Here is a 23,628-nt window from a genome sequence, read left to right as displayed (position 1 = left end):
TGGGGGCTGCAGCATAGCGTTCACCTTCAATTCATTGCAACGAACCGAATGAGGGGTTGTTGCGTTACAACCCAAGCCATTGCAACGATACATCGGCCTTCACCAGTACTTATGACGTCGAAATGCAACGAGGATGTTGCCAAATATTCGAATGCAACGTAGCGTTTCCAATATCGGAAACGACGACCCCAAGGAGCGCACGATGCAGAAGTTCGCCACCCCCGCCCCGGTCTCCGCCGTCCTCGACATCCCCGCGGGACGCATCCAGTTCATCGCCGCCGACCGGGCCGACACCACGGTCGAGGTCCGGCCCGCCAACGCCGCCAAGAGCCGCGATGTGAAGGCGGCAGAGCAGGTCGAGGTCACCTACAGCGAGGGCGTCCTGCGGATCGAGACCCCGGAGGCGAAGAACCGGATCCTCGGCAACCCCGGATCCGTCGAGGTGACGGTCCAGCTGCCCGCCGGCTCCTGCGTCGAGGCCAGGGCTGCGAGCGCCGAGTTCCGTGTCGTCGGCCGCCTCGGCGACGTCGCCTTCGAAGGCGCGTACTCCCAGATCAAGATCGACGAGGCCGCGAGCGTCCGTCTCACCGCGGTCGACGGCGACGTCGAGGTCGGCCGGCTGGGCGGATCCGCGGAGATCAGCACCGCGAGGGGCGACATCCGGATCGCCGAGGCCGTGCGCGGCACCGTCACGCTCAGCACGCAGAAGGGCGACATCTCGGTGGGCGCCGCCCACGGGGTCTCCGCCTCCCTGGACGCCGGCACCGGCTACGGCCGGGTCAGCAACACGCTCCTGAACGCCGACGGCGCCGTCGCCGGCCTCAACATCCGCGCCACCGCCTCCCACGGCGACATCACCGCCCGCAGCCTCTGAAGGAGCGGAACCAGGACCATCCGGCCGGGCCCACCGCGATCGCGATCCTGTCGGTCGTCGCCGAGGACCCGGCCGTCCCTCCCCAGGGGTCTGCGATCCAAGCGCAGGACCCGGAGAAGCCGTACAAGACGCTCTCACCCGACCAGGGGGAACACATGACGAAGAACAGCACTTCCTCGACCAGCTCGAAGTGGACCGGCATGGTGCCGGTTGACGACACGGCCCTGGCCGTCACCGACACCGGCAGTCCCGGTATCCCGGTCGTCTACCTCAATGGCCAGTTCGCCACGCAGGGGTACTGGCGACGGGTCACCGCCGAACTGGGGACGGGGTGGCGGCACATCACCTACGACGAGCGGGCCCGAGGCACATCGAAGCGTTCGGCGGACTATTCGTTCGAGGCAGCCGTCCGCGACGTCGATGCCGTTCTCGCGGCCAGGAGTGTGGACCGGGCGCTGGTGGTGGGCTGGTCCTACGGGGCGCTCGTCGGGGCGCACTGGGCCGGCCGGAATCCGGAGCGCGCCTTGGGCGCGGTCCTGGTCGACGGCGCGTTCCCGTACGACTGGCTCGACGAGGCCATGGAGCAGCGGATCCGGAAGCTGTTCAGGCGGATGAGCTGGTTCCTGCCGCTGTTGCGCCCGACGGGCCTGGCCCCGCGGATGACCGCCGAACAGCAGGCCGACAGCAACATCGAGGTCGGCAGGCTCTCCCGCGAGCGCGAGCTGGGCCCCGTGCTGGACAACATCACCGTCCCGGTGCGATATGTGGTCGCTTCGGGGACGTCCTTCGGAAGCCGCGGTGATGAGCAGGAACGGATACGCACCAGCCTCGACGCGGTGACCGCCCGCAATCCGAACATCCAGATCGGCGCGAAGGTCGCCAGCAACCACGGTGCGATCCTCAAGAAGGACTTCCCGGCCGTCGCCAAGGCCGTACGCGAGGTCGCCGGCCTCGACCGCCGGGGGCGCTGAGGACAGACCAGCGGACTGACGGTCGCCCAGGCAGCGCCGGCCGTCAGTCCTCGTCGTCCTCGACGGCGTCTGGTTCCGGAGGGCGCGCGGGCCCTGGCCGGGGCCGCCGGCCTTGTCGGTCGCGACCATCTCCGACTTCACCCCGCCGCCGGGGTCCAGCAGGGTGTCCAGCGTGTACAGGCTGTCGCGCGGGGTGCCGCGCACGACCATCGCGCCGATCCCCGCGGCCTGGTCGTCGACAGCGTGCCCCTCTGCGGCCTGGTCGTCGGCCTGGTCCTCGTTCTCGTCATCGCCCGGCCGCTCATCGCAGCGACCACCCGCGGGGCCTCGGACGGAGGCTCCGACGGCCGACGAGCCCGGCGCGGCCTGTTCCCCCGCCAGGCCGCAGGACGGGAAGCCAGCCCATAAGCCTGGGTTATGGGCTCATAGGGCGGACCCGCGTACTGACTTAGGCTTGCCTTAGCTTAGGCTTCCCGTTCGAGTCGCTTTGTCCTCGCTCGAAGGGAACCTGATCATGCCCCGCCCCCTGCGGGTAGCCATCGTCGGAGCCGGCCCCGCCGGGATCTACGCCGCCGACGCGTTGCTCAAGTCCGAGGTGGCCGCCGGCCCCGGTGTGTCCATCGACCTCTTCGAGCGCATGCCGGCCCCGTTCGGCCTGATCCGCTACGGCGTCGCGCCGGACCACCCCCGCATCAAGGGCATCGTCACCGCCCTGCACCAGGTGCTCGACAAGCCGCAGATCCGCCTCTTCGGCAACGTCGACTACCCGTCCGACATCAGCCTGGACGACCTGCGCGCGTTCTACGACGCCGTGATCTTCTCGACCGGCGCCACGGCCGACCGGGCGCTGCCGGTCCCGGGCATCGACCTCGACGGCTCCTACGGCGCGGCCGACTTCGTGTCCTGGTACGACGGCCACCCGGACGTGCCGCGGACCTGGCCCCTGGAGGCCGAGAAGGTCGCCGTGCTCGGCGTCGGCAACGTCGCGCTCGACGTGGCCCGCATCCTGGCCAAGACGGCGGACGAACTGCTGCCGACGGAGATCCCGCCGAACGTCCACGACGGCCTGAAGGCCAACCGGGCGCGCGAGATCCACGTGTTCGGCCGGCGCGGCCCGGCGCAGGCGAAGTTCTCCCCGATGGAGCTGCGGGAGCTGGACCACTCCCCCACCATCGAGGTGATCGTCGACCCGGAGGACATCGACTACGACGCGGGCTCGATCGAGACCCGGCGCGGCAACAAGCAGGCCGACATGGTCGCCAAGACCCTGGAGAACTGGGCGATCCGCGACGTCGGCGACCGTCCGCACAAGCTGTTCCTGCACTTCTTCGAGTCGCCGGTGGAGATCCTCGGCGAGGACGGCAAGGTCGTCGGCCTGCGCACCGAGCGCACCGCGCTCGACGGCACCGGCAACGTCAAGGGCACCGGCGCCTTCAAGGACTGGGACGTCACCGCGGTCTACCGCGCGGTCGGCTACCTCTCCGACAAGCTGCCCAAGCTGCCGTGGGACATCGACTCGGGCACGGTCCCGGACGAGGGCGGCCGGGTCGTCCAGGAGACCGGCGAGCACCTGCAGTCGACGTACGTCACGGGCTGGATCCGGCGCGGCCCGGTCGGCCTGATCGGCCACACCAAGGGCGACGCCAACGAGACGGTGGCCAATCTGCTGGACGACTACGCGAACGGCCGGCTGCACACCCCCGCCGCGCCCGCGCCCGAGGCCGTGGACGCGTTCCTCGCCGAGCACGGCGTCCGCTTCACCACCTGGGAGGGCTGGCACCGCCTGGACGCCGCGGAGAAGGCCCTGGGCGAGCCGCAGGGCCGCGAGCGCGTGAAGATCGTCGAACGCGAGGACATGCTCCGGGAGAGCGGCGCCTAAGGAGCACGCGCCGCGGCCGGGAGCCGCCACGGAAACGTCGCGAACAGGGCCCGCCCCGAAGCGGATGGACGGGCGGGCCCCGTTCGCGGGGCCCAGTGTCCCCGCGCACCGCCCCGTGGCGGGACGAGTGAAGCGGTGCGGGCACGGGTGGACCGCGCGCGCCCCGAGTGCGGGGACACGCTCCCGTGCGCCCACCCCCGGATGATCGTCGGACGACGCCGAGGGCGATACTGGTGGACGCACGTGCCCCCACTCCGAGATGGACCCATGCCCGCCTCCGCCACCGCCCACCCCCCGATTCCCCCCACGGTGTGGCTGGCTCGCGGCCGCCACCCCGGGCCCGACGCGCCGGACGTCGTCCGGGACACCCTGCGACGGCGCGGACAGCACCAGGTCATCGACGACCACCTGGAACTGCCCGACGGCCAGAGCGCCTCGCAGCACGTCTTCGAGGCCCGCTGGAAGGCCGCCGGGACGGTGACCGTGCGGGCCCGGCTGACGATCGCCCGCGACACGGCCGACGGTCAGGAATGGGTGCTGGCGGCGGAGGCGGAAGCACCGTGGGACCCGGAGTGGCCCTCGCCCGCCACCATGTTCTGGCCCGACGCCCCCGACGCCGACTGGGCCCACGACCCGGCGACGGGCCTGCGTCCGGGCGGGGTCAACCGCCTCCCCTCGGACGACAAGGACATCCGGCGCCTGCTGCGCGCCTCGGTGCGCGAGGGCTGGAGCATCGACGTCGTCGTGCACGAGGCGATGACCCCCGACGAACACGGCCGGCGGCCGCTCGCCCCGCTGCTGCCGCCCAGCCTGCGCCACCGCGTGCTGGAGCACCGCGCCGCGCCCGAGCAACTGCGCGTGGTCAACTGGGCCCTGCGCGAGTTCCACGTCGAGGTGCCGCGCGGCGGGGCCGTCCTGCTGCCCCCGTTCCCGGCCCCGGACGGGTTCGACGCCGGGGACTTCGCCGTGCGCACCGTCTTCCTGGACGGCTCGCGGCCCGCGGAACTCGTCGACGCCCTGACCCGGTTCGCCGCGCTGCCCCCGCCGCTGCCCCCGGGCGGCGAGGAGGCCCTGACGGCGTTGCGGGAGGACTGGCACCTGCGCACCCCGGAAGAGGAACTCGTCCACCAGCGCAAGCTCGTCGCCATGTACGCCGAGGCGCTGGAGGCCATGACCAAGTCCCGGGACCTGTACCGGGAGGCCGCCGAACGCGCCCACGAGGCGCTGGCCGTCTACCGGGAGTCGGCCGCCGCTCTCCCCGCGCGGCCGGACCCGTCCCCCGCGCCGGCCCGGTCCCCGTTGCGGCAGCTGACCCGGACCTTCGAGCGCCTGAAGGTCACCGCCGCCAGAGTGCCGCGTCCTGCGTCGGACACGCCGGACGGCGGGCAGGAGAACGACGGTGACGCCCCGTCGAGGACGGCGGAGGAGTAGCCCGCGGGGTGCGCGGGGCCGGACCGTGACCGGATCCTCACAGGTGGTCAGGGACGTATGCGCGCCGGATGCGGGAATCCGTGAAGTGGGCGCGCCGTGCGGCACGCCGAATGGAGGACGGTCCCGTGAGATCCACCACAATGATGATCACCGTCGCGGCGGTCCTGGCGGCCGTCGTGCTCGGGTTCGCCGTGGTGCTTCTGGTGCGGCTGGTACGGACCCGGCGCAGCCTGCGGCGCGCGGGGCTGCCGACCGGCCCACGTTGGGTTTTCTGGGGTGCCGTGCTCTATTTCGTGCTGCCGACCGACCTGCTGCCCGATCCGGTCTACCTGGATGACATCGCCGTCCTCCTGCTCGCGCTGCGCACCCTGCGCGGCAGCGTCGGCCGGGCGAATGGTCACGAATCGTCCCTTTGACTACGCAGAGTAAGGAAACCAATCACAAGTTCGATTCGTATAAGTGACTGGAAGGGCAAGGCAGTCGGCGGACCAGACGGAGCCACGATGAGGAGGACCGTCTGATCGGCGCAGCACCGACGAGGGAGAGACGATGCAACCGTTCACGCTCAACTACGCACGTCCAGCGGTGGAGTTGGAAGCCACCACCCCGTACGTCTACGACTCCGGGCTGCAGTTGAACGTGCTTTTCGACGGCCGGGTCGCCGCGCGCGACCTCGCGCTGCTGAGGGAACTGGGCACCACGACCTCCACAGCGGGTTCCAAGACTCACTTCGACGACTGAACGCGGACCCACCGACGATGACGGTGCTGATCCTGACCTCCGAAGAGGACGTGACGGCCGACATGGTCGTCGTGCACCTCAACTCGTCCGGTGTCCCGGTGATCCGGCTCGACCCCGCCGACCTGACCGACGGCGTGGCCCTGTCGGCCGAGTACGTGCACGGGGCGTTCCGCGGCCATCTGCAGTCCGCGGGACGCCTGGTGAGCATCGACGGTGTGCGGTCCGTGTGGATCCGCAGACCGGGTGCGGCGGCCGCGCGGGCCGCCGCACCGTCCGCATGGCTGACGGAGGAGTCCTCCCAGGCCCTCTACGGCGTGCTCCGCGGCTCGGGGGCCCGTTGGATGAACCATCCCGACGCGGCCCGCCGGGCCCGGCACAAACCGTGGCAGCTGCGCCTCGCCCAGCGCTGCGGGCTGCCCGTTCCGGCCACGTTGATCACCACGTTCCCGCAGGCCGCGCGGGATTTCGCCGAACGCTTCCCGGACCTGGTGGTCAAACCGGTCTCCGGGGCGCACCCGCAGGACCCGCCGCGGGCGGTGCCGACCAGCCGGGTCGCGCCGGACACGGACTTCTCCGCGGTCGCCTACGGGCCCACGCTGCTGCAGCGCCGGGTCGCCAAGCGGGCCGACGTCCGCCTGACCGTGGTGGGCGAGCGGATGCTGGCGGCCCGCAAGGCCGTCGCCGAGGACGCCGATCCCGACGAGGTCGACGTCCGCTTCGCCTCGGGCGACGTGCCGTGGCGCGCGGCCGACGTACCGCCCCGGATCGCCGACGCGGTCCGCCGTTACATCCGGGAGGCCCAGCTGTCGTACGGCGCTTTCGACTTCGCCGAGGACGCCGACGGCACCTGGTGGTTCCTCGAGTGCAACCAGTCGGGACAGTTCGGCTTCGTCGAGGTGGAGACGGGTCAGCCGATCGCCCGGACCATCGCCGAGTGGCTTTCGCGGCCCGGTCCGTCGCCGCGCCCCCGTCGCGACGACTCGAGCCGGACGGTGTGCTGAGCGCCGGTCAGTGCGGCAGCGAGCCGGGCAGCAGGGCAGCCGTGCGCTGCCAGCCGGCTCCCGGGGCGGCCGGGCGCTCGGCCGGCGCGAAGGAACCGGAGGACTGCAGAGGCCGCATGACGTACTCCAGCTCCCGGCTCACCCGTTCGGCCTCGCGGCGGGTCTGTGCGGGGACGTCGCCGCGCTCGGCGACGAGTCTGTCGTAGATGGGGGACTCCTGGAACACCCGTCAACGCGCCTTTCGTAGTGCTGCCCACGCACATGGGCACGAATGCCGAGTCTAGGGGCCACGACCGACACCCGAGGGCGGAATCCGCGGGAGGACGTGACGTACGCCCGGGAGCGCGGCCGGGTCGCGGGGCCCGCCGGGCGCCGGCCGTCGAGCCGGGCCGGACGATCACGAGCTCCGCGACGGTGGCCCGGAGCAGGGTGAAGACGCCCGTGAACACTACGAGTTGCCCGGCGCCCGCCCGCTCCGCGGGCTGCCCGTCACCGAGCCGGCCGAGGAGCCGGTCCTGGCGGGGCAGGACGAAGGCGACCGGGATGCCGACGGCCGCGGCGACCAGGGTGACGGACGCCACAAGCCGTCCGCCGGCCCGACGCCGACGCGAGACCCGGCGGGCGCGGTGCCGTACTCGGGCAGGGCGGGGAGCCCGCGCGCGCCCGATGTCGCCCGTGCCTCACACGGCGAGCGAGAGCCCGCCGTCCGCGCGGCTGGTCCGCCGGGAGGCAAGCAGCAGGGCGTCGGCCCTGGCGATCGCCTCGTCCAGGTCCGCGGCGCCGGTGATCGCGCACAGTCGGTCGCCGACGGCGCGCACCTCGCGTGCGATCTCGGGGCTCTCCCGCTCCGCCTGTGCGATGCGCAGCGTGGCGTACCTGGTGAGCAGTGTCCTGACGGCCTTCGGGTCCGGAACGAGCACGGGGCGCCCCTTTCTTGGTCTGCGCCTCGTGTTCCCGGACACGGCCGGATCATGCGTCCCGGCGGCACCGCGTGCCACGAATGACGCGATGTCACCTACGACCCGATTCCCCTGGCGTTCTGGCGCGTTGAGCAGAGAGCAATCCCCCGAGCACGAACGGTGACCGACCATGAACCGCTCAGGCCGCCTCCTCAGCGCCCTCTACCTCGCCACCAGCGGCGGACTCGTCTGGACCACGCTCCTCGAGTTCCGTCACGGCCCGCTGTGGGCCGGATTCCTGTTCGCCGCCGCCAGTCTCGTCCCGGTGATCGCCGTCGTCCGAGAGTCGGTGGTCACCGACCTGTGCCGGGCGGCCGCCGAGCCGGTCCCGCCCGGCGGCCGGGGAGGCCCCGGCGGCCCCGGCGCCGACGCGATCGTCCGCGAGGAACTGGACGCCGCGTGCTGCGAGCGCTGGTGGACGAGCCTCGGTTCCGACCACGACACGACGTGCCGGCACCGCGTGCCACGCAGCAGCGCCGCCTGACCGGCCGCGCAGCCGCCCAGCCGCCCGTTGCCCGGCCCGTCCGCCCGTCAGGGGTCGTCGGGGGCGGCCGGAGGCCGGTCAGGGGGCGCCGGAGGCCGTCAGGCGACCTGTCCGCCGTGCAGGGCCGTGTAGGCGCCGCCGCGGCGCAGGAGTTCCTCGTGCGTGCCGGTCTCCAGGATCCGGCCGTCGTCCATCACCACGATCCGGTCCGCGCCGCGCACCGTGGACAGCCGGTGCGCCACCACGAAGGTGGTCCGCCCGTGCAGCAGCCGGGCCAGCGCCTGCTGCACGAGCGCCTCGGAACGGGTGTCCAGTGCCGAGGTCGCCTCGTCCAGGATCAGCACCTTGGGGTCCCTGATCAGCGCGCGGGCGATGGCCAGGCGCTGGCGCTGACCGCCGGACAGGCGGGCGCCGCGCTCCCCGACGAGGGTGTCGAGGCCCTGCGGGAGCCGGTCGACGAACTCCAGCGCGTTGGCGTCGCGCAGCGCGGCGCGCACCTCCTCCTCGTCGGCGTCGTCCATGCCGTAGGCGACGTTCTCGCGGATCGTGCCGTCGAAGAGGATCGACTCCTGCGGCACCACCGAGACGAACCTGCGGTAGGTGCGCAGGTCGAGGGTCGTCATGTCGGTGCCGTCCAGCAGCAGCCGGCCCGAGGTCGGACGGATGAACCCGATGACGAGGTTGAGCACCGTGGACTTGCCCGCGCCGGACGCGCCGACCAGCGCGATGGTCTCGCCGGGAGCGACGGAGAGGCTGAAGTCCCGTACCGCGTAGCGTCCGTCGTCGCCGTAGGCGTGGCCGACGCCGTCGAAGGTGACGGCGCCGCGCAGCGAGGTGAGCTCCGCCTTGCCCTCGTTCTCCTCGAGTTCCGGCGCCTGCAGCACCTCGCCCACGGAACGGACCGACTCCAGGCCCTTGGTGACGACCGGGGCCAGACCGGCCAGCGTCGTCGTCGAGTTGGTGAGCGTGGTCAGGAAGGCGCTGAGCATGACGACGTCGCCGGCCGTGACGCCCCAGACGCCGTAGTACGACACCAGTGCCGCGCCGGCCAGGACCATGACGCCGACCACGTTGAGGACCACCCAGGCCAGCGAGCCGAAGCGGCCGTTGACGAGGTCGAGGCGCATGCCGGAGGTCAGCAGCCGGTGCAGGGTGCCGTCCATGCGGCGCAGCGCCTTGCCCTCCAGGCCGTGGGCGCGGGTGACCGGGATGAGCCGGGTCATCTCGGTCACCCGCGAGGACAGGGTCTCGACCTCGTGGCGGAAGTGCTCGTTGTGGGTGCGCAGCCGGGCCCTGAGGCGGGCCACGACGAGCGCGGCGGCGGGCACCACGACGAGGAAGACCGGGAGGAACTCAGGCGTGCGCACCCCGATGATGACCAGTCCGCCGACGAGCACGGTGATCGCGCCGAGCCCGGTCTCCGCGGTCTGCTGCACCATCTGCTCGACCGTCTCGACGTCGCGGACCACCTTGGCCTGCAGGACGCCGGCGCTGACCCGCGAGTGGTAGCCGATCGAGAGCTGCTGCATCCGGGTGCACAGCGCCGAGCGCAGGGCGGTTCCCATCCGCCGCACGCTGCCGTACAGCAGCCGCACGTACAGCAGGTGCAGGGGGTAGTTGACCAGCAGGATGAACATGATGACGCCGGTGCTGAGCCAGAGCCTGCTGATCGGCTGGTGCTGCACGACGGTGTCGACGATGGACGCGGTGATCAGCGGCAGCAGCCAGACGGGGCTGTGCTTGACGGTGAAGACGCCGACCGCCGCGACGAGGCGGCGACGGTCGGCGCGCAGCAGGTAGGCGAGTGTGCGGAGCGGGTGTTCGTCCCGGTAGCGGTGGTCGAGCGGTCTTTCCAAAGGCGATGCCATCGGCGTTTTCCTCCCCGGTGACCTGTGGCAGCAAGCGCTCTCTCCCCATGTGTCCGGGAAGTACACCTGCGTGCGTGAGGCAGCGTCAGACGGCGTCGAGTTCGGCGATTTCCCCGGCGCTCAGGACGAGGCCTGCGGCGGCGACGGAGTCGCGGATCGTCTCCGGGCGGCTCGCTCCGGGGATCGGGACGACGACCGGCGACTTGGCGAGCATCCAGGCCAGGCACACCCGCTGCGGGCTCACCCCGTGGGCCTCGGCGACCCGGGCGAACGGCGCGTAGGCGGAACCCAGTTCACGGGCCCGGGAGATGCCGCCGAGCGGGCTCCAGGGCAGGAACGCGATGCCGAGCTCGTCGCACAGCCGCAGTTCCGGCTCGCTGGAGCGGAAGGCCGGGGAGAACTGGTTCTGCACGGACACCAGCCGGCCGCCGAGGATCTCGCGGGCCTGCCGGATCTGGCCGGGGTCGGCGTTGGAGATGCCCGCCATGCGGATCTTGCCCTCGTCCAGCAGGTCGCGCAGCGCGCCGACGGATTCGGCGTACGGCACGCCCGGGTCGGGGCGGTGGAACTGGTACAGCCCGATCGCCTCGACGCCGAGCCGGCGCAGGGACGCCTCGCAGGCCTCCTTGAGGTGGCGGGGGCTGCCGTCGAGGGTCCAACTGCCGTCACCGGGGCGCAGATGGCCGCCCTTGGTGGCGACCAGGACATCCTTGCCCCGCTCGTGGGAGGCGAGGGCCTTGGCGATCAGGGTCTCGTTGTGACCGACCTCGTGGGCGTCCCGGTGATAGGCGTCCGCGGTGTCGATCAGCGTCACGCCGGCGTCGAGGGCGGCGTGCAGCGTGGCGAGGGAACGCGCCTCGTCCGGCCGTCCCTCGATCGACATGGGCATCGCGCCCAGGCCGATCGCGCTGACCTCGACGTCACCGATGCGGCGGTTGTGCATGAGCTCGTGACCTCTTCAGACTGTCGCGGGACCGATGGGCGTCCGGCAGGCCGGGGTTCGACCGCGGCGCGCCGGAGCACGCCTTCCAGCCTCACCCGCCCGACGGTCCAAGGTCCAATAGAGGAAAGAGAACGCATTCAGCAGCCGGGGCACTGAATGGGAGCCGGCCCGCGCTTCGAAGCGGGCCGGAATCGGGGGCGGCGCGCCGGTCCGGACCGGTCGCCGCCGGCCCGTGGCGGGCCCGCGACCGGGACGCAGTCGGCTGGTCGTCGCGGTGTCGGGCCCCCGGGATGCCGGGGCGCCGGGGCGCCGGGGCGCCGGGGCGCCTGATATGCGGGGGTGCCGGGCACGGCGCGCCAGGCGGCGGGAGGCAGTACGGCCTGGCGTCGGGATAGCCACGGAAGTCCGCTTCGTGGCCGCCGGCGCCCGTACCGATCCGGGCCGGCCGGGGACCGGTGCCGTCCTGCAGTGCGGCACGAACCCCAAGTCGCGTGCAGCGAGCGGTTGTTGCCCGTCAGCAAGGCACTGGAAGCAAGCGTGACGAATACATCTACGCGAAATCATCACCAATTCTTCACAGGTGGACTGCTCATGAGCCGCGCGCATGCGAGCACCCGGACTGCGTCACCGGTCCAAGGGGTTGTCGTCGTGATATTCGTCGCTGTACTGCTGTTGCCCTCGCTGTGCGGGATGCTCGTGCTGATGGACCGTCTGGAGGACCGCCTGGTCGACCCGGCACCGGCCCGCCGCCGACATGCCGGGGGGCGCAGGCATCTGCGTCTGGTCTCGAGCCGTGACTCGGCCCACGCCGGCGCCGACGTCGCGCCGTTCGCCGGCGAGTCCGCCACCGCGGACCGCCGGGCGGCCTGAACGGGCCGCCACGGCCGGCCCCGCCAGTGGGCGCGGGCGGCCGTGCCGGTCACCGCGGGCGCGGTCCCGGACACACGGCCGCCCCGGTCCTGCCGGACCGGGGCGGCCTTCTTCTCGTCTCACGGCCGTTTCGCCCCGCGACGCCGCATCCGGATCGCGGGCTGCCCACAGGAGGGACGCGTGTGCGAAGCTCGACGGTGGGACACGGCGACTTGGCGATGTGAAGACGTGAAGACCTCACGACGTGGAGAGGCGACGGCATGCGGATCGGACTGCTCGGCACCGGCCCCTGGGCGAAGACGGCGCACGCACCCGCTCTGACCGCGCACCCGGAACTGGAGTTCGTCGGCGTGTGGGGTCGTCGTCCGCAGGCCGCGAAGGAGTTGGCCGACCGTCACGGCACCCGCGCCTACGACGACGTGGACGCCCTGCTCGCCGACGTGGACGCGGTGGCCGTCGCGCTGCCCCCGGCCGTCCAGGCGGAGCTGGCCGTCCGGGCCGCCCGCGCCGGCTGCCACCTGCTGCTGGACAAGCCGCTGGCGACGACGGTCGATCAGGGCCGGGCGGTCGTCGAGGCCGTGCGGGAGGCCGGCACCGCCTCGGTCGTCTTCTTCACCACCCGCTTCCAGCCGGAGCCGGAGGCGTGGATCGCCGAACAGGCCGAGCGCGGCGGCTGGTTCACCGCGCGGGCGCAGTGGCTGGGCGCGGTCTTCACGACCGACAGCCCGTTCGCGGCCTCGCCGTGGCGGCGGGAGAAGGGCGCGCTGTGGGACGTCGGCCCGCACGCGCTGTCCGTCGTCCTGCCGGTGCTCGGCGACGTACGGCGGGTGCCGGCCGCGGCGCCCGGCCCCGGGGACACCGTCCATGTGGTGCTGGAGCACGCCTCGGGCGCGTCGAGCACGCTGACGCTGAGCCTCACGGCGCCGCCCGCGGCGGCGGGGTCCGCAGTCGAACTGCGCGGTGAGTCGGGGGTGACGCTGCTGCCCCGCAGCCCGCACTCGGTGGTCGAGTCGCTGACCCGGGCCGCGGACGCGCTGTGTGCGGCCGCCCGCACGGGGCGGCCGCACCCTTGCGACGCCGCGTTCGGGCTGCGGGTCACGGAGATCCTCACCGAGGCCGAGGACGTGCTGCGGCGGTCGGCCCGGCAGGACTGACCGCGCCCCGCACCGAACGGGTCACCGAACGGCGGCCCTCACCCGGCGGAGGCCGCTTCGCCGGGATGGAAGTTGACGCGTTCCCGCACGACGGGAAAGCCCGCCCTGGCGAAGTGGGCGGCCATGGGGGCGTTCGCCCGGTCCGTGGCCGCGGCGACGAACTCGGCGCCCTGTTCCACCAGGAAGCGGAGGCACTCCACGAGAAGGTCGTAGGCGTAGCCGTGCCCGCGCTGTTCCGGCAGGACCCCGATGAAGCCGACGCAGGGTCCCGAGGGGTTGTGGGCGGGGATGTGGATGCCGACCGGGTCTCCCTGCGGGGTGCGCGCCACCTGCCACCAGCTCCGGGGTGACGGGCACCAGTGGAAGAAGTCGAGCTCCTCCCGCGCCGCCCGGTCCACGCCGCCGAGCGCGACGGCCCTGAGCGCGTGGGCGTCGAGGGTGGCCGAGTGGATGCGGCGCAGCGCGTCGAGGAAGACCGCGTCGTCCGGCTCGGCCGCGAACCGCAGCCGCCCCGGCCGCTCGGGCAGCCCGCACTCCGGCGTCCAGCGGTACAGGAAGCGCTCGACCAGCAGCTCGTAGCCGGCCGCGCGTGCGGCCCTGAAGCGTGTCTCGGCGGCGGCCCGCAGGGCCGGTGTGTCCCGCCAGTGGGCGGGCAACGTCAGTTCCAGGTCGTCGACGTGCCAGGGCGCGGTGCGCAGGAGCCGTGCCCCCGCCTCCTCCTCGCCCTCGGCGACGTCGAACCAGTTGATGTTGACCGGCCGCGTGTCCTCGGGGCCGCCCCACCAGGCGGCGCGAGCGACGACGGTGCCGTCGCGCAGGGCGACGCGCTTCCAGTCGGGGCGGTGACGTGTCAGGCGGTGCACCTCGCGGGCGCCGAGCGGGTCCGGCAGGGTGTCGAAGACAGGGGCGTCGTTCTCGTCGAGCGTACGGATGACCAGTCCGGTCACGGGATCCTCCGGGATGCGTGCTGCGTGGAGCGCTCCCGGCCGGGTCAGGCCATGCACGCCGGGACGGCGGCGGGAGAGCGCTGGGTGCGGTGGGACTGCATGGCACTCGCCTCCTTTCGTCCGGTCCTGGGCGTGGCGTCCGACGATACGGAGCGCGCTCCCCGGCGTCCAGTGGTTTTCCGCGCGTGCGGCGCTCTCCGGCCGCGTTCGGGACGTACCGCGCACGGGCGTCCGCCGGGCGCATCGTGCGGTGGTCCCGGGGGGCGTGCCGCTCGGCCCAGCCGTGCGGCCCCGAGTCGTCACGCGGCGTCCCTCGGGTCCGCCGGGCCTCTTGAGCGACGCCCGTACCGGATGCAGGGTGGGCAAAGGGGGTTCAATGGTGGTAGCGGACCCGATGACCGCACCGGGCCCGAAGAAATGATCCGGACTCGAGGAGCAGAGATCATGTCGACGTCACAGCCCGAAGCGTCCGGGCCGTCCGAGGACGGCGTCACCCCGGACGACCTGCTTCACGCCCGCACCGGCACGGATGTGTCGGCTGAGGACGTCGTCCTTGCCGCAGGCAGGGACCTCAACCCGCGCAACCTCGCATGGGCCCAGCGCAAGCTGGACGCGGAGGGCCCCGCCGCCCTCGACAAACTGCTGCCGTAACCAGCGTCCGCCCACCCGCCCGCAGGTCCGGCGCGAGAAGCGCGGGGCCCACGGGCGCGACGCGGCGCGGTGCCCGGCGCCGGTTCGTGCCGGTCCGCCCTTCCGGAGGGTGCCTGAGGGCTGCCAGACTCCTGAGGTGCCCGACTTCGACATGCTCGTCATAGGATCCGGCCCGGGTGGCCAGAAGGCCGCCATCGCCGCGGCCAAGCTCGGCCGCCGGGTCGCCGTCGTAGACCGCCCCGACATGGTCGGCGGGGTCTCCATCCACACCGGCACCATCCCCTCCAAGACGCTGCGCGAGGCGGTGCTCTACCTCACCGGCCTCACCCAGCGGGATCTGTACGGGCAGAGCTACCGGCTCAAGGAGGACATCACCGTCGCCGACCTGATCGCGCGCACCCAGCACGTGGTCGGCCGCGAGGTCGACGTCATCCGCAGCCAGCTCTCCCGCAACCACGTCGCCCTCTTCGCCGGCACCGGCCGCTTCGCCGACCCGCACACCGTGGCGCTGCGCGAGGTGAACGGCGACGAACGGCTGCTCAGCGCCGAGCACATCGTCATCGCCACCGGCACCCGGCCGGCCCGCCCCGACAGCGTGGAGTTCGACGGGCGCACGATCATGGACTCCGACAACGTCCTCACCCTCGAGCACGTGCCGCGCTCCATGGTCATCGTCGGCGCCGGCGTCATCGGCATGGAGTACGCCTCCATGTTCGCCGCGCTCGGCAGCAAGGTGACGGTGGTGGAGAAGCGCGCGGGCATGCTCGACATGTGCGACCTCGAGATCGTCGAGTCGCTCAAGTACCACCTCAGGGATCTGGCGGTGACGTTCCGCTTCGGAGAGACCGTCGCCGCGGTGGAACGCCATCCGCGGGGCACCCTCACCGTCCTGGAGAGCGGCAAGAAGATCCCGGCCGACACGGTGATGTACTCGGCCGGCCGGCAGGGCCTGACCGACGAGCTCGACCTCGGGAAGGCGGGCCTGACGGCGGACGCGCGCGGCCGGATCGCGGTCGACGAGCACTACCGCACCGCCGTCCCGCACATCTACGCCGTCGGCGACGTCATCGGCTTCCCCGCGCTGGCCGCGACCGCGATGGAACAGGGCCGGGCCGCGGCACACCACGCGTGCGGGGAACCGGCCGGGCGGATGCACCAGCTCCAGCCGATCGGCATCTACACCATCCCGGAGATCAGCTTCGTCGGCCGGACCGAGGACCGGCTCACCGAGGACCGGGTGCCGTTCGAGGTGGGCGTCTCCCGCTACCGGGAACTGGCCCGCGGGCAGATCATCGGCGACTCGCACGGCATGCTGAAACTGCTCGTCTCACCCGAGGACCGCACCCTGCTCGGCGTGCACTGCTTCGGCGCCGGGGCCACCGAGCTGATCCACATCGGGCAGTCCGTGATGGGCTGCGGCGGCACCGTCGACTACCTGGTCGACGCGGTCTTCAACTACCCGACGCTGGCGGAGTCCTACAAGGTCGCCGCCCTGGACGCCACGAACAAGCTGCGGCACATCGACCGCCTCGGGGACTGAGGTACCGGACGGACTGAGGCAAGGGACCGGGAACCCGGTGTCAGCGGTCCCGCTCGGCACCGGGCAGCGCCGTGTCGTCGACGACGTGGACGGCGGCCTCCTCCGCGCCGGCGGCTCCGCCGTCGACGCCCACGTCGAAGGCGACCTCCTCCTTCGTGGTGTCCGCGTGGGCCCCCTCGTCCGGCGCGACCAGGCGTCCGGCGCGGTCGCCGCCCGCCTCGGGGTCGGTCGGCTCCCCCTCGCCCCCGGGCAGGTCCCCGACCTCGTCCCCGGCGGGCACCCCGGCGTCCGGCACCTCCTGGGCGAGCCGCTGGTCCAGGCTCTCGCCCTCGTGCTGCTCCGCCGCCGTGGTGCCGTACTTGGTGACGCCGAGCGGCCTCTCGGGCGGCGACCAGCCCTCGTCGAGGGTGTCGTCGTAGGTCCGTTCGCCGACGGCGTCCTGCAGGTCGAGCGGAGCGGCGTCCGCCTGCTCCTCGTTGGTCCCGGTCGGCTGGTAGGCGTCGTCGCCCATCGGCGCGGGGGCGGTCTCCTCGCTGCTCATGGTGGTCTCCTTCGCGCACTGCGCCTGATCGGATCCGTCGGGTGTCCCGATCCGCGTTTCCCGATGCGCGCCGTCCAACCCCACCGGTCCCCACGTGACCCAGGAGGTGGGCGTTGCCAGAGTGACGAGGAGGGCTATCATCACTCGCACACACGCTGTGATCGCCCGGCGACGCACCGACCGGGCGGGATCCACCACGCCATTTGGCCGCTTCTGGCCCGAGGTGAACCCCTCACCGGTCAGGAGTGCAGCACCACCCCCACCCCACCGACGACGTCGGGGTCAGGTCGTCCTCGCGACGTGCACGACGGAAAGCAGCGCAAACGATGAGCAACAACAGGGGCAGAGGGCTCCAGGCCAACGCCCTCGGCACGTTCGACACCGTGGTGATGGCCGTCGCGGGCAGCGCCCCGGCGTACTCGCTGACCGCGACCACCGCGGTCCTCGTCGGCGCGGTGGGGCTGGCCAGCCCGGCGGCGCTGCTGTACTGCGCGATACCCATGCTGGGCATCGCGCTGGCCTTCAGCTACCTCGGCCGCATCGACGTGAACGCGGGCGCCAGCTACTCGTGGGTGGGGCGCACGCTCCACCCGTTCCTGGGCTTCATCAGCGGCTGGGCGCTGGTCATCTCGACCACCATCTTCATGGTGGCCGGTTCGCTGCCCGCCGGTTCGATGACCCTGGCCCTGTTCGACGACGATCTCGCCGGGAACACCGCGCTGGCGACGGCGGTCGGCGCGGGCTGGTTCCTGGTCATGCTGCTGGTGGTGCTCGGCGGCGCCCGGCTCACCGCCCGCGCGCAGCTGATCATGTCCGGCGTCGAGCTCGCCATCCTGGGCCTGTTCGCGGTGCTCGCCCTCGTCCACACGGACAACGCACGGGCCTTCGACTGGTCGTGGCTGGGCTTCTCCCACTTCGACGGAATGTCCGGCTTCGCCTCGGGCGCCCTCATCGCCGCCTTCTACTACTGGGGCTGGGACGTCACCAGCAACCTGAGCGAGGAGACCCGCAACAGCCGCCGTACGACGGGCCTCGCGGGACTGATCGGGGTGGGCGTCGTCTTCCTGCTCTTCGAGGTGTTCACCATCGCGGTGAACGTCATCCTCAGCTCCCGGCAGATCGAGGAGAACGACGCCAACGTGCTGGCGGTGCTCGGCGAGGAGATCTGGCCGGGCTGGGGCGGCAAGCTGCTGCTGGTGTCGGTGATGCTGTCCACCATCGCCACCCTGGAGACCACGCTGATCCAGGTCACGCGTTCCCTGTTCGCGATGGGCCGCGACCGCACGATGCCGTCCGCGCTGGGCAAGGTGCACCGCACCTGGAACACCCCCTGGGTGGCCATCACGGTGGTCGGCGCGGTGGCCATGGTGATGCTGGTGGCCTCCAACGCCCTGGGCACGGTGGGCGACATCCTCTCCGACGCCATCTCGGCGATCGGCCTGCAGATCGCCGTGTACTACGGACTGGCCGGCCTCGCGGTGGTCGTCGCGTACCGCAAGATGCTGCTGAAGTCCCCGGCCAACTTCCTGCTGGGCGGACTGTGGCCGCTGTTCGGCGCCGGGTTCATGTTCTGGGTCTTCGTCGAGTCGCTGGGCGAGCTGAGCACCGCGGCCATCACGATCGGCATCGGCGGGCTCGCCGTCGGCCTGGTGCCGATGCTGTGGTACTGGCGCCGCGGCAGCGACTACTACCGGCCCGCCCGCCTGGACGCCTCCCGCACCGTGGAAGCGGACTACGTCGTCCCCGACGCCTACGCGGCGCCCGCGGGCACCCGGGCCCACGAAGGTCTCCCCACCGACTTCTGAGGGAGTCCCAGATGGCGCGCGAACGCTTCACCCCCGACTACGACCCCGACTGCGGCGACGCCTCCCTCACCTCCAGCCGTCACGACATCGTCATCGGCCGCTGGCAGGGCCTGCGGGAACTGCTGCGCGCCACCGGCCCGGACTGGCTCGCCCGGGGTCACCGGATCCGCCTGCTCGCACAGGCCTGCGCCGCGAACTCGACGGTGGAGACGTGGCTGGCCGCCGAACCCCGCAGCGCCGACGCGCTGGTGCTGCGGGCGGCGACGGAGACCGCGCGGGCGTTCAACCTGGCCATCGCCGCGGGCCGGGGCGTGCCGATCGACCAGCACCGCATCGACACCGCGGTGATGGCCTGCCTGCAGGCCGCCGAGGCCTTGCCGGACGACCCCACCCCATGGGTCTCCCTGATCTCCGTGGCGCGGCTGTACCCGGCAGGGGTGCGGCGGCAGGAACTGGCGCGCTGGTGGGACGAGCTGCACGCGCGCGACCCGTACAGCGTGGAGGGCCACCTGCAGGTCCTGCACTACTACTCGGCGCGCTGGCACGGCTCGCACGGCCTGATGTACGACTTCGCCCACGACGCGGCGGGCGTCGCGCCGCCCGGCTGCCCGCTGCCGGTGCTGGTGCAGTACGCGCGGGTCGAGGAGTACCGCCACCTCCTCGACGCGGTCGACGGCGGTCAGTCCGCCGTCGGCCACGGGCAGCACTGGAGCCACGAGGGGGCGGTCAGCGCCGTGCGCCGCACCTGGCAGTGCTGGATGTCGGTCCGGCCCGACGAGGCCATCGCGCCCGGCGAGCTGCGCGACCTCAACCACCTGGCGCACGCGGCCTGCCATGCCGGCGTGCAGGACATCTCGGCGTCTCTGCTGCGGATGCTCGGCCGACGTGCCACGCGGACGCCCTGGTCGTACACGGGCGATCCGGACCAGCAGTTCGCGAAGTTCCGCAGAGAGGCCAAGCTGCGCGTCTGACCGACGGCCGGCAGGGCCGCGCCGCGCACCGGCGGCGCTGCCCTCCCCCGTGTCCGGCTCCGGGCCGGGGATCAGCGCCCGCCCGGTCCGCGGTGCGGTGGCTGCGCGGGGGCCGGGCGCACCGGCGTCGGCGGCATCGGGCACACGGCCGGGCCGTCGCCGTTGACCCTGACCCGCGCGCCGTGGTGACTGATCGTCACGGACGGCCCGGACAGCAGCGTGTAGGCGGCCTTGTCCGGGCCGATCTCCACGCGCAGGCGGCTGTCGAGGAGCTGCACGTGGAAGGCGAGGCGGCTGAACCTCTCGGGCAGCCGGGGCGCGAAGGCGAGGCTGTCGCCGTCGCGGCGCAGGCCGCCGAAGCCCGCCACCAGTGCCGTCCAGGTGCCGGCCAGCGAGGCGATGTGCAGTCCGTCGCGGGTGTTGTGCTCCAGGTCCGCCAGGTCCATCAGCGCCGCCTCGACCGTGTAGTCGTAGGCGAGCCGCAGATGGCCCGCCTGCGCGGCGATCACGGCCTGGACGCAGGCCGACAGGGAGGAGTCGCGGACGGTCAGCGGCTCGTAGTAGGCGAAGTTGCGGGCCACCTGCTCGTCGTCGAAGTGGCTGCCGCACAGGTACATCGCCAGGACGAGGTCCGCCTGCTTGACGACCTGCTTGCGGTACAGGTCGAAGTACGGGAAGTGCAGCATCAGCGGGTACTGCCCGGGGGCGGTGTTCTCGAAGTCCCAGCGCTGGTAGCGGGTGAAGCCCGCGTGCTGTTCGTGCACGCCGAGATCGTCGTTGTAGGGCAGGTGCACGGCCTCGGCCGCGTCCCGCCAGGCGGCGGACTCCTCCTCGTCCACGCCGAGCCGGGCGGCCTGCTGCGGATGGCGTTCCACCGCGTCGGCGGCCGCGAGCAGGTTCGCCCGGGCCATGAGGTTGGTGTAGGTGTTGTCGTCGACGACGGCGCTGTACTCGTCGGGGCCGGTGACGCCGTCGATGTGGAAGGTGCCGTGCGCGTCGTGGTGGCCGAGCGAGCGCCACAGGCGGGCGGTCTCCACCAGCAGTTCCACGCCCGCCTCGCGCTCGAAGCCGGTGTCGCCGGTGGCCGCGACGTAGCGCACGACGGCGTCGGCGATGTCGGCGTTGACGTGGAAGGCCGCGGTCCCGGCCGGCCAGTACGCCGACCCTTCCGAGCCCTCGATGGTGCGCCAGGGGAACGCGGCCCCGTCCAGGCCGAGTTGGGCGGCGCGCTCGCGGGCGGCGTCGAGGGTGTTGTGGCGCCAGCGCAGCGCCTCGGCCACGGCGTCCGGGGCGGTGTAGGTCAGCAGGGGCAGGACGAACGTCTCGGTGTCCCAGAAGGCGTGGCCGTCGTAGCCGGATCCGGTCAGGCCCTTCGCGGGTATCGCGCGCCGTTCGGCGCGGGCGCCGGCCTGGAGGACGTGGAAGAGGGCGAAGCGTGCGGCCTGCTGGATCTCCTCGTCGCCGTCGACCTCGACGTCGGCGCGCGACCAGAAGTCGTCCAGGTAGTCCCGCTGCTCGGCGAGCAGGCCGTCCCAGCCGCTGTGCGCGGCCGCCGCCAGGGCCGCCTCCACCTGGCCGCTCATCGCGGGCCGCGAGCGGACGCCGGACCAGCCGTGGGCGACGAGCTTCTCCACCCGCAGCCGTTGCCCGGGCTCCAGCACGGAGGTGACGGTCAGCCGGGCCACGTCGGCGTCGCTCTCGCTGCTGGTCGTGGTCCGCGGCGGGCCGGTGACGGTGTGGTCGGCGGCGACGGCGACACGCAGGCCGCTGCGCCGGGTGCGGTGCACCAGGCGCAGCTTGTCACGGGAGGCGAAGTGCTCCTCCGGCTCCAGCGGCGACGTCAGCGCCCGCGCCGCGCGCGGGTCGCCGTCCGGCTCGGGCAGGCTCTCGTTGGCGACCAGCTCCGACTGGATCACCACCCGGCAGCGGTCGCCGACCGCCTCCACCTCGTAGGCGACGGCCGCCACGGCCCGCTGGGTCAGCGACACCAGCCGGGTGGAGCGGACCCGGACCGTCGACCCGGCCGGCGAGGTCCACTCGCAGGTGCGCTCCAGCACGCCCCGGCGCAGGTCGAGGACGCGTTCGTGGGCGACCACCTGCCCGTAGCGCAGGTCGAACGGCTCGTCGTCGACGAGCAGCCGCAGGATCTTGCCGTTGGTGACGTTGATGACGCTCTGGCCGGACTCCGGGTAGCCGTACCCGGCCTCGGCGTACGGCAGCGGGTGCAGTTCGTGGACGCCGTTGAGGTAGCTGCCGGGCAGGCCGTGCGGTTCGCCCTCGTCGAGGTTGCCGCGCCAGCCGACGTGCCCGTTGGACAGGGCGAACACCGACTCGCTCTGGGCCAGGACGTCCAGGTGCAGTTCCGTCTCGCGCACGCACCACGGCTCGACGGTGTACGACCGGTGGGTGATCACGCACGCCCTCCCAGCTCGGCGAGGTCCTTGACGACGATGTCGGCGCCGTGCGCGTACAGCGCCTCGCTCTGCCCGACCCGGTCGACGCCGACGACGTAGCCGAAGTGGCCGGAGCGGCCCGCGTCCATGCCGGCCAGGGCGTCCTCGAAGACGGCGGCCCGCGACGGCTCGACGCCCAGGTCCCGGGCGGCGGCGAGGAAGGTGTCGGGACGCGGCTTGCCCGGCAGTCCCCGCTCGGCGGCCACCACGCCGTCGACGCGGACGTCGAAGAGGTCCTCGATGCCGGTCGAGTGCAGCACGTCGCGGGTGTTGGCGCTGGAGGAGACGATGGCGGTCTTCAGGCCCCGAGCCCGCGCCGCCCGGATGTAGCGCAGCGTGCCGTCGTAGGCCTCGACGCCCTGGGTGCGGATCCGCTCCAGCAGCAGGACGTTCTTGCGGTTGCCGACGCCGTTGACGGTCTGCGCCTCCGGCGGGTCGTCGGGGTGGCCCTCCGGAAGTTCGATGCCGCGGGAGGCGAGGAAGGTGCGCACGCCGTCGGCGCGGGGGCGTCCGTCGACGTACTCGTCGTAGTCGGCGCCGATGTCGAAGGGCCGGAAGCCGTCGCCCTCCCGCTCGCGCAGGAAGGCGTCGAACGTCTCCTTCCAGGCGGCCGCGTGCACCACCGCCGTCTTGGTCACGACCCCGTCGAGGTCGAAGAGGCAGGCCTGGATGTCTTCGGGGAGACCGAGCTGCGTCATACCGGACACCCTTCCCCATCGGGGCGGGTCCAGCGGGTGGTTCCGGCCACATGTGCGCGACGGAACACGGGGAAACGCATGGTTGGTCGGGTATGTGGCGGTATGACCGTCTGTGTCACGGACGCGGGGCGGGTGGCACACTCTGGGGTGTGCCGCCGACGTTCGACGACCTCCTCGCCCGTGCCCGTGCCCTGCCCCGGGACGGCCGCCGTGCGGTGCTCGGCATCGCCGGCAGCCCGGGCGCTGGCAAGACGACGCTCGCCGAGCACCTGGTCCGCGAACTGAACGGCGACGGGGAGCCGTGGGTGGCGCACGTCCCCATGGACGGCTTCCACCTCGCCGACGCCGAACTGGACCGGCTCGGCCGCCGCGACCGCAAGGGCGCGCCGGACACGTTCGACGCCGCCGGGTACGCGGCGCTGCTGCGGCGGCTGGGGGAGGACACCGCGGACGTCGTCTACGCGCCGGGCTTCGAGCGGGTGCTGGAGCAGCCGGTCGCGGGCGCGATCCCGGTGCCGCCGGCCGCCCGGCTGGTGGTGACGGAGGGCAACTACCTGCTGCTGGAGACGGGCGCGTGGGCGCGCGTGCGGCCGCGCCTCGACGAGGTGTGGTTCTGCGAACTCGACGAGGACGAGCGGGTGCGCCGACTGGTCGCCCGGCACGAGGAGTTCGGCAAGGACCACGAGGCGGCCGTGGCCTGGGTGGAGCGCTCCGACCAGCGCAACGCCGAACTGGTGGCGGCGACGCGCGGGCGGGCGGACCTGGTGGTGCGGGCGGACCTGGTGGTGCGAACCCCGAGGCGGGCGGACGGGCGCACGGGGAGCGGGTGAGGCGGGGCCGCGGTCCC

Annotated in this window: 23 protein-coding genes; 15 read left to right on the top strand and 8 right to left on the bottom strand. The window is 72.6% G+C overall.

Annotation, left to right across the window (positions count from 1 at the left end; genetic code table 11):
• Nucleotides 1-202 precede the first annotated feature (202 nt).
• The 7 genes from ACZ5GT_RS07245 to tgmB all read left to right on the top strand — a co-directional run bounded on the left by ACZ5GT_RS07245 (nucleotide 203) and on the right by tgmB (nucleotide 6,897).
• Entirely contained in the window at nucleotides 203-874 is a 672-nt protein-coding gene (locus ACZ5GT_RS07245) for a DUF4097 family beta strand repeat-containing protein (RefSeq protein WP_469015980.1), read from the top strand.
• A 155-nt stretch (nucleotides 875-1,029) separates the two neighbouring features.
• The gene (locus ACZ5GT_RS07240) at nucleotides 1,030-1,845 is read left to right on the top strand and encodes an alpha/beta fold hydrolase (protein WP_469015977.1); all 816 of its coding nucleotides are present in this window, start codon (nucleotides 1,030-1,032) and stop codon (nucleotides 1,843-1,845) included.
• Between the two features lie 514 nt (nucleotides 1,846-2,359).
• Nucleotides 2,360-3,724 (top strand): FAD-dependent oxidoreductase, encoded by a 1,365-nt coding sequence (locus ACZ5GT_RS07235; protein ID WP_469015974.1) that lies wholly within the window; start codon nucleotides 2,360-2,362, stop codon nucleotides 3,722-3,724.
• Nucleotides 3,725-3,991: 267 nt separating this feature from the next.
• Nucleotides 3,992-5,155, top strand: a complete 1,164-nt coding sequence (locus ACZ5GT_RS07230) for a hypothetical protein (RefSeq protein WP_469015970.1) — start codon at nucleotides 3,992-3,994, stop codon at nucleotides 5,153-5,155.
• Between the two features lie 140 nt (nucleotides 5,156-5,295).
• Nucleotides 5,296-5,571 carry a YkvA family protein gene (locus ACZ5GT_RS07225; protein WP_469015967.1) on the top strand — a complete coding sequence of 92 codons (276 nt, stop codon included), beginning with the start codon at nucleotides 5,296-5,298 and terminating at the stop codon, nucleotides 5,569-5,571.
• A 133-nt stretch (nucleotides 5,572-5,704) separates the two neighbouring features.
• Nucleotides 5,705-5,896, top strand: coding sequence for a putative ATP-grasp-modified RiPP (gene tgmA / locus ACZ5GT_RS07220; protein ID WP_324788242.1), 192 nt, complete (start codon nucleotides 5,705-5,707; stop codon nucleotides 5,894-5,896).
• A 17-nt stretch (nucleotides 5,897-5,913) separates the two neighbouring features.
• Complete coding sequence (tgmB, locus tag ACZ5GT_RS07215) at nucleotides 5,914-6,897, top strand: ATP-grasp ribosomal peptide maturase (RefSeq protein ID WP_469015963.1); 984 nt, start codon at nucleotides 5,914-5,916, stop codon at nucleotides 6,895-6,897.
• Between the two features lie 7 nt (nucleotides 6,898-6,904).
• Here tgmB and ACZ5GT_RS07210 read toward each other — a convergent pair whose 3' ends face one another.
• Nucleotides 6,905-7,123, bottom strand: a complete 219-nt coding sequence (locus tag ACZ5GT_RS07210; protein ID WP_469015959.1) for a hypothetical protein — start codon at nucleotides 7,121-7,123, stop codon at nucleotides 6,905-6,907.
• A 454-nt stretch (nucleotides 7,124-7,577) separates the two neighbouring features.
• Entirely contained in the window at nucleotides 7,578-7,817 is a 240-nt protein-coding gene (locus ACZ5GT_RS07205) for a DUF5133 domain-containing protein (RefSeq protein ID WP_469015952.1), read from the bottom strand.
• 169 nt (nucleotides 7,818-7,986) lie between these two features.
• Between ACZ5GT_RS07205 and ACZ5GT_RS07200 the strand changes: the two genes are divergently transcribed.
• The gene (locus tag ACZ5GT_RS07200; protein WP_469015947.1) at nucleotides 7,987-8,340 is read left to right on the top strand and encodes a hypothetical protein; all 354 of its coding nucleotides are present in this window, start codon (nucleotides 7,987-7,989) and stop codon (nucleotides 8,338-8,340) included.
• Between the two features lie 98 nt (nucleotides 8,341-8,438).
• Here ACZ5GT_RS07200 and ACZ5GT_RS07195 read toward each other — a convergent pair whose 3' ends face one another.
• Nucleotides 8,439-10,208: an ABC transporter ATP-binding protein gene (locus tag ACZ5GT_RS07195; protein WP_469015944.1), complete on the bottom strand. Its 1,770-nt coding sequence runs from the start codon at nucleotides 10,206-10,208 to the stop codon at nucleotides 8,439-8,441.
• An 85-nt stretch (nucleotides 10,209-10,293) separates the two neighbouring features.
• Nucleotides 10,294-11,151, bottom strand: a complete 858-nt coding sequence (locus ACZ5GT_RS07190) for an aldo/keto reductase (RefSeq protein ID WP_469015939.1) — start codon at nucleotides 11,149-11,151, stop codon at nucleotides 10,294-10,296.
• A gap of 648 nt (nucleotides 11,152-11,799) precedes the next feature.
• On the opposite strand from ACZ5GT_RS07190, the gene ACZ5GT_RS07185 reads away from it, so the two are divergent.
• Together ACZ5GT_RS07185 and ACZ5GT_RS07180 are read left to right on the top strand one after the other, a co-directional pair.
• Nucleotides 11,800-12,021, top strand: coding sequence for a hypothetical protein (locus tag ACZ5GT_RS07185; RefSeq protein WP_469015934.1), 222 nt, complete (start codon nucleotides 11,800-11,802; stop codon nucleotides 12,019-12,021).
• Between the two features lie 260 nt (nucleotides 12,022-12,281).
• Complete coding sequence (locus tag ACZ5GT_RS07180) at nucleotides 12,282-13,175, top strand: Gfo/Idh/MocA family protein (protein WP_469015927.1); 894 nt, start codon at nucleotides 12,282-12,284, stop codon at nucleotides 13,173-13,175.
• Nucleotides 13,176-13,213: 38 nt separating this feature from the next.
• Here the strand turns inward: ACZ5GT_RS07180 and ACZ5GT_RS07175 are convergent, their stop codons facing one another.
• Entirely contained in the window at nucleotides 13,214-14,122 is a 909-nt protein-coding gene (locus tag ACZ5GT_RS07175; RefSeq protein ID WP_469015924.1) for a GNAT family N-acetyltransferase, read from the bottom strand.
• 444 nt (nucleotides 14,123-14,566) lie between these two features.
• On the opposite strand from ACZ5GT_RS07175, the gene ACZ5GT_RS07170 reads away from it, so the two are divergent.
• The gene (locus ACZ5GT_RS07170) at nucleotides 14,567-14,773 is read left to right on the top strand and encodes a hypothetical protein (RefSeq protein WP_324788233.1); all 207 of its coding nucleotides are present in this window, start codon (nucleotides 14,567-14,569) and stop codon (nucleotides 14,771-14,773) included.
• Between the two features lie 136 nt (nucleotides 14,774-14,909).
• On the top strand, nucleotides 14,910-16,313 hold the full coding sequence (gene sthA / locus ACZ5GT_RS07165) for a Si-specific NAD(P)(+) transhydrogenase (RefSeq protein ID WP_469015915.1): 1,404 nt from the start codon (nucleotides 14,910-14,912) through the stop codon (nucleotides 16,311-16,313).
• 40 nt (nucleotides 16,314-16,353) lie between these two features.
• Here sthA and ACZ5GT_RS07160 read toward each other — a convergent pair whose 3' ends face one another.
• Nucleotides 16,354-16,854 carry a DUF5709 domain-containing protein gene (locus ACZ5GT_RS07160; protein WP_469015909.1) on the bottom strand — a complete coding sequence of 167 codons (501 nt, stop codon included), beginning with the start codon at nucleotides 16,852-16,854 and terminating at the stop codon, nucleotides 16,354-16,356.
• Between the two features lie 326 nt (nucleotides 16,855-17,180).
• Between ACZ5GT_RS07160 and ACZ5GT_RS07155 the strand changes: the two genes are divergently transcribed.
• Both ACZ5GT_RS07155 and ACZ5GT_RS07150 read left to right on the top strand, forming a co-directional pair.
• Nucleotides 17,181-18,659, top strand: coding sequence for an APC family permease (locus ACZ5GT_RS07155; RefSeq protein WP_469015903.1), 1,479 nt, complete (start codon nucleotides 17,181-17,183; stop codon nucleotides 18,657-18,659).
• Nucleotides 18,660-18,670: 11 nt separating this feature from the next.
• Entirely contained in the window at nucleotides 18,671-19,630 is a 960-nt protein-coding gene (locus ACZ5GT_RS07150) for a hypothetical protein (protein WP_469015897.1), read from the top strand.
• A gap of 71 nt (nucleotides 19,631-19,701) precedes the next feature.
• Here the strand turns inward: ACZ5GT_RS07150 and ACZ5GT_RS07145 are convergent, their stop codons facing one another.
• Both ACZ5GT_RS07145 and ACZ5GT_RS07140 read right to left on the bottom strand, forming a co-directional pair.
• On the bottom strand, nucleotides 19,702-22,044 hold the full coding sequence (locus ACZ5GT_RS07145) for a glycoside hydrolase family 65 protein (protein WP_469015894.1): 2,343 nt from the start codon (nucleotides 22,042-22,044) through the stop codon (nucleotides 19,702-19,704).
• Nucleotides 22,041-22,781, bottom strand: coding sequence for a beta-phosphoglucomutase family hydrolase (locus ACZ5GT_RS07140; RefSeq protein WP_469015890.1), 741 nt, complete (start codon nucleotides 22,779-22,781; stop codon nucleotides 22,041-22,043). Before ACZ5GT_RS07140 ends, ACZ5GT_RS07145 begins: the two co-directional genes overlap by 4 nt.
• 149 nt (nucleotides 22,782-22,930) lie before the next feature.
• On the opposite strand from ACZ5GT_RS07140, the gene ACZ5GT_RS07135 reads away from it, so the two are divergent.
• The gene (locus ACZ5GT_RS07135; protein ID WP_469015887.1) at nucleotides 22,931-23,611 is read left to right on the top strand and encodes a nucleoside/nucleotide kinase family protein; all 681 of its coding nucleotides are present in this window, start codon (nucleotides 22,931-22,933) and stop codon (nucleotides 23,609-23,611) included.
• Nucleotides 23,612-23,628 lie beyond the last annotated feature (17 nt).

The sequence above is a fragment of the Streptomyces sp. NPDC031340 genome, assembly GCF_055569945.1.
This window is presented reverse-complemented; position numbering and strand designations above follow the sequence as displayed.

Excerpts from the sequence above, each read along its gene's own strand:
- ACZ5GT_RS07235 (WP_469015974.1), top strand. The coding sequence starts at position 2,360 with ATGCCCCGCCCCCTGCGGGTAGCCATCGTCGGAGCCGGCCCCGCCGGG.
- ACZ5GT_RS07150 (WP_469015897.1), top strand. The coding sequence starts at position 18,671 with ATGGCGCGCGAACGCTTCACCCCCGACTACGACCCCGACTGCGGCGAC.
- ACZ5GT_RS07170 (WP_324788233.1), top strand. The coding sequence starts at position 14,567 with ATGTCGACGTCACAGCCCGAAGCGTCCGGGCCGTCCGAGGACGGCGTC.
- ACZ5GT_RS07245 (WP_469015980.1), top strand. The coding sequence starts at position 203 with ATGCAGAAGTTCGCCACCCCCGCCCCGGTCTCCGCCGTCCTCGACATC.
- ACZ5GT_RS07225 (WP_469015967.1), top strand. The coding sequence starts at position 5,296 with ATGATGATCACCGTCGCGGCGGTCCTGGCGGCCGTCGTGCTCGGGTTC.
- ACZ5GT_RS07140 (WP_469015890.1), bottom strand. The coding sequence starts at position 22,781 with ATGACGCAGCTCGGTCTCCCCGAAGACATCCAGGCCTGCCTCTTCGAC.
- ACZ5GT_RS07230 (WP_469015970.1), top strand. The coding sequence starts at position 3,992 with ATGCCCGCCTCCGCCACCGCCCACCCCCCGATTCCCCCCACGGTGTGG.
- ACZ5GT_RS07155 (WP_469015903.1), top strand. The coding sequence starts at position 17,181 with ATGAGCAACAACAGGGGCAGAGGGCTCCAGGCCAACGCCCTCGGCACG.
- ACZ5GT_RS07195 (WP_469015944.1), bottom strand. The coding sequence starts at position 10,208 with ATGGCATCGCCTTTGGAAAGACCGCTCGACCACCGCTACCGGGACGAA.
- tgmB (WP_469015963.1), top strand. The coding sequence starts at position 5,914 with ATGACGGTGCTGATCCTGACCTCCGAAGAGGACGTGACGGCCGACATG.
- ACZ5GT_RS07240 (WP_469015977.1), top strand. The coding sequence starts at position 1,030 with ATGACGAAGAACAGCACTTCCTCGACCAGCTCGAAGTGGACCGGCATG.
- tgmA (WP_324788242.1), top strand. The coding sequence starts at position 5,705 with ATGCAACCGTTCACGCTCAACTACGCACGTCCAGCGGTGGAGTTGGAA.
- ACZ5GT_RS07190 (WP_469015939.1), bottom strand. The coding sequence starts at position 11,151 with ATGCACAACCGCCGCATCGGTGACGTCGAGGTCAGCGCGATCGGCCTG.
- ACZ5GT_RS07200 (WP_469015947.1), top strand. The coding sequence starts at position 7,987 with ATGAACCGCTCAGGCCGCCTCCTCAGCGCCCTCTACCTCGCCACCAGC.
- ACZ5GT_RS07180 (WP_469015927.1), top strand. The coding sequence starts at position 12,282 with ATGCGGATCGGACTGCTCGGCACCGGCCCCTGGGCGAAGACGGCGCAC.
- ACZ5GT_RS07160 (WP_469015909.1), bottom strand. The coding sequence starts at position 16,854 with ATGAGCAGCGAGGAGACCGCCCCCGCGCCGATGGGCGACGACGCCTAC.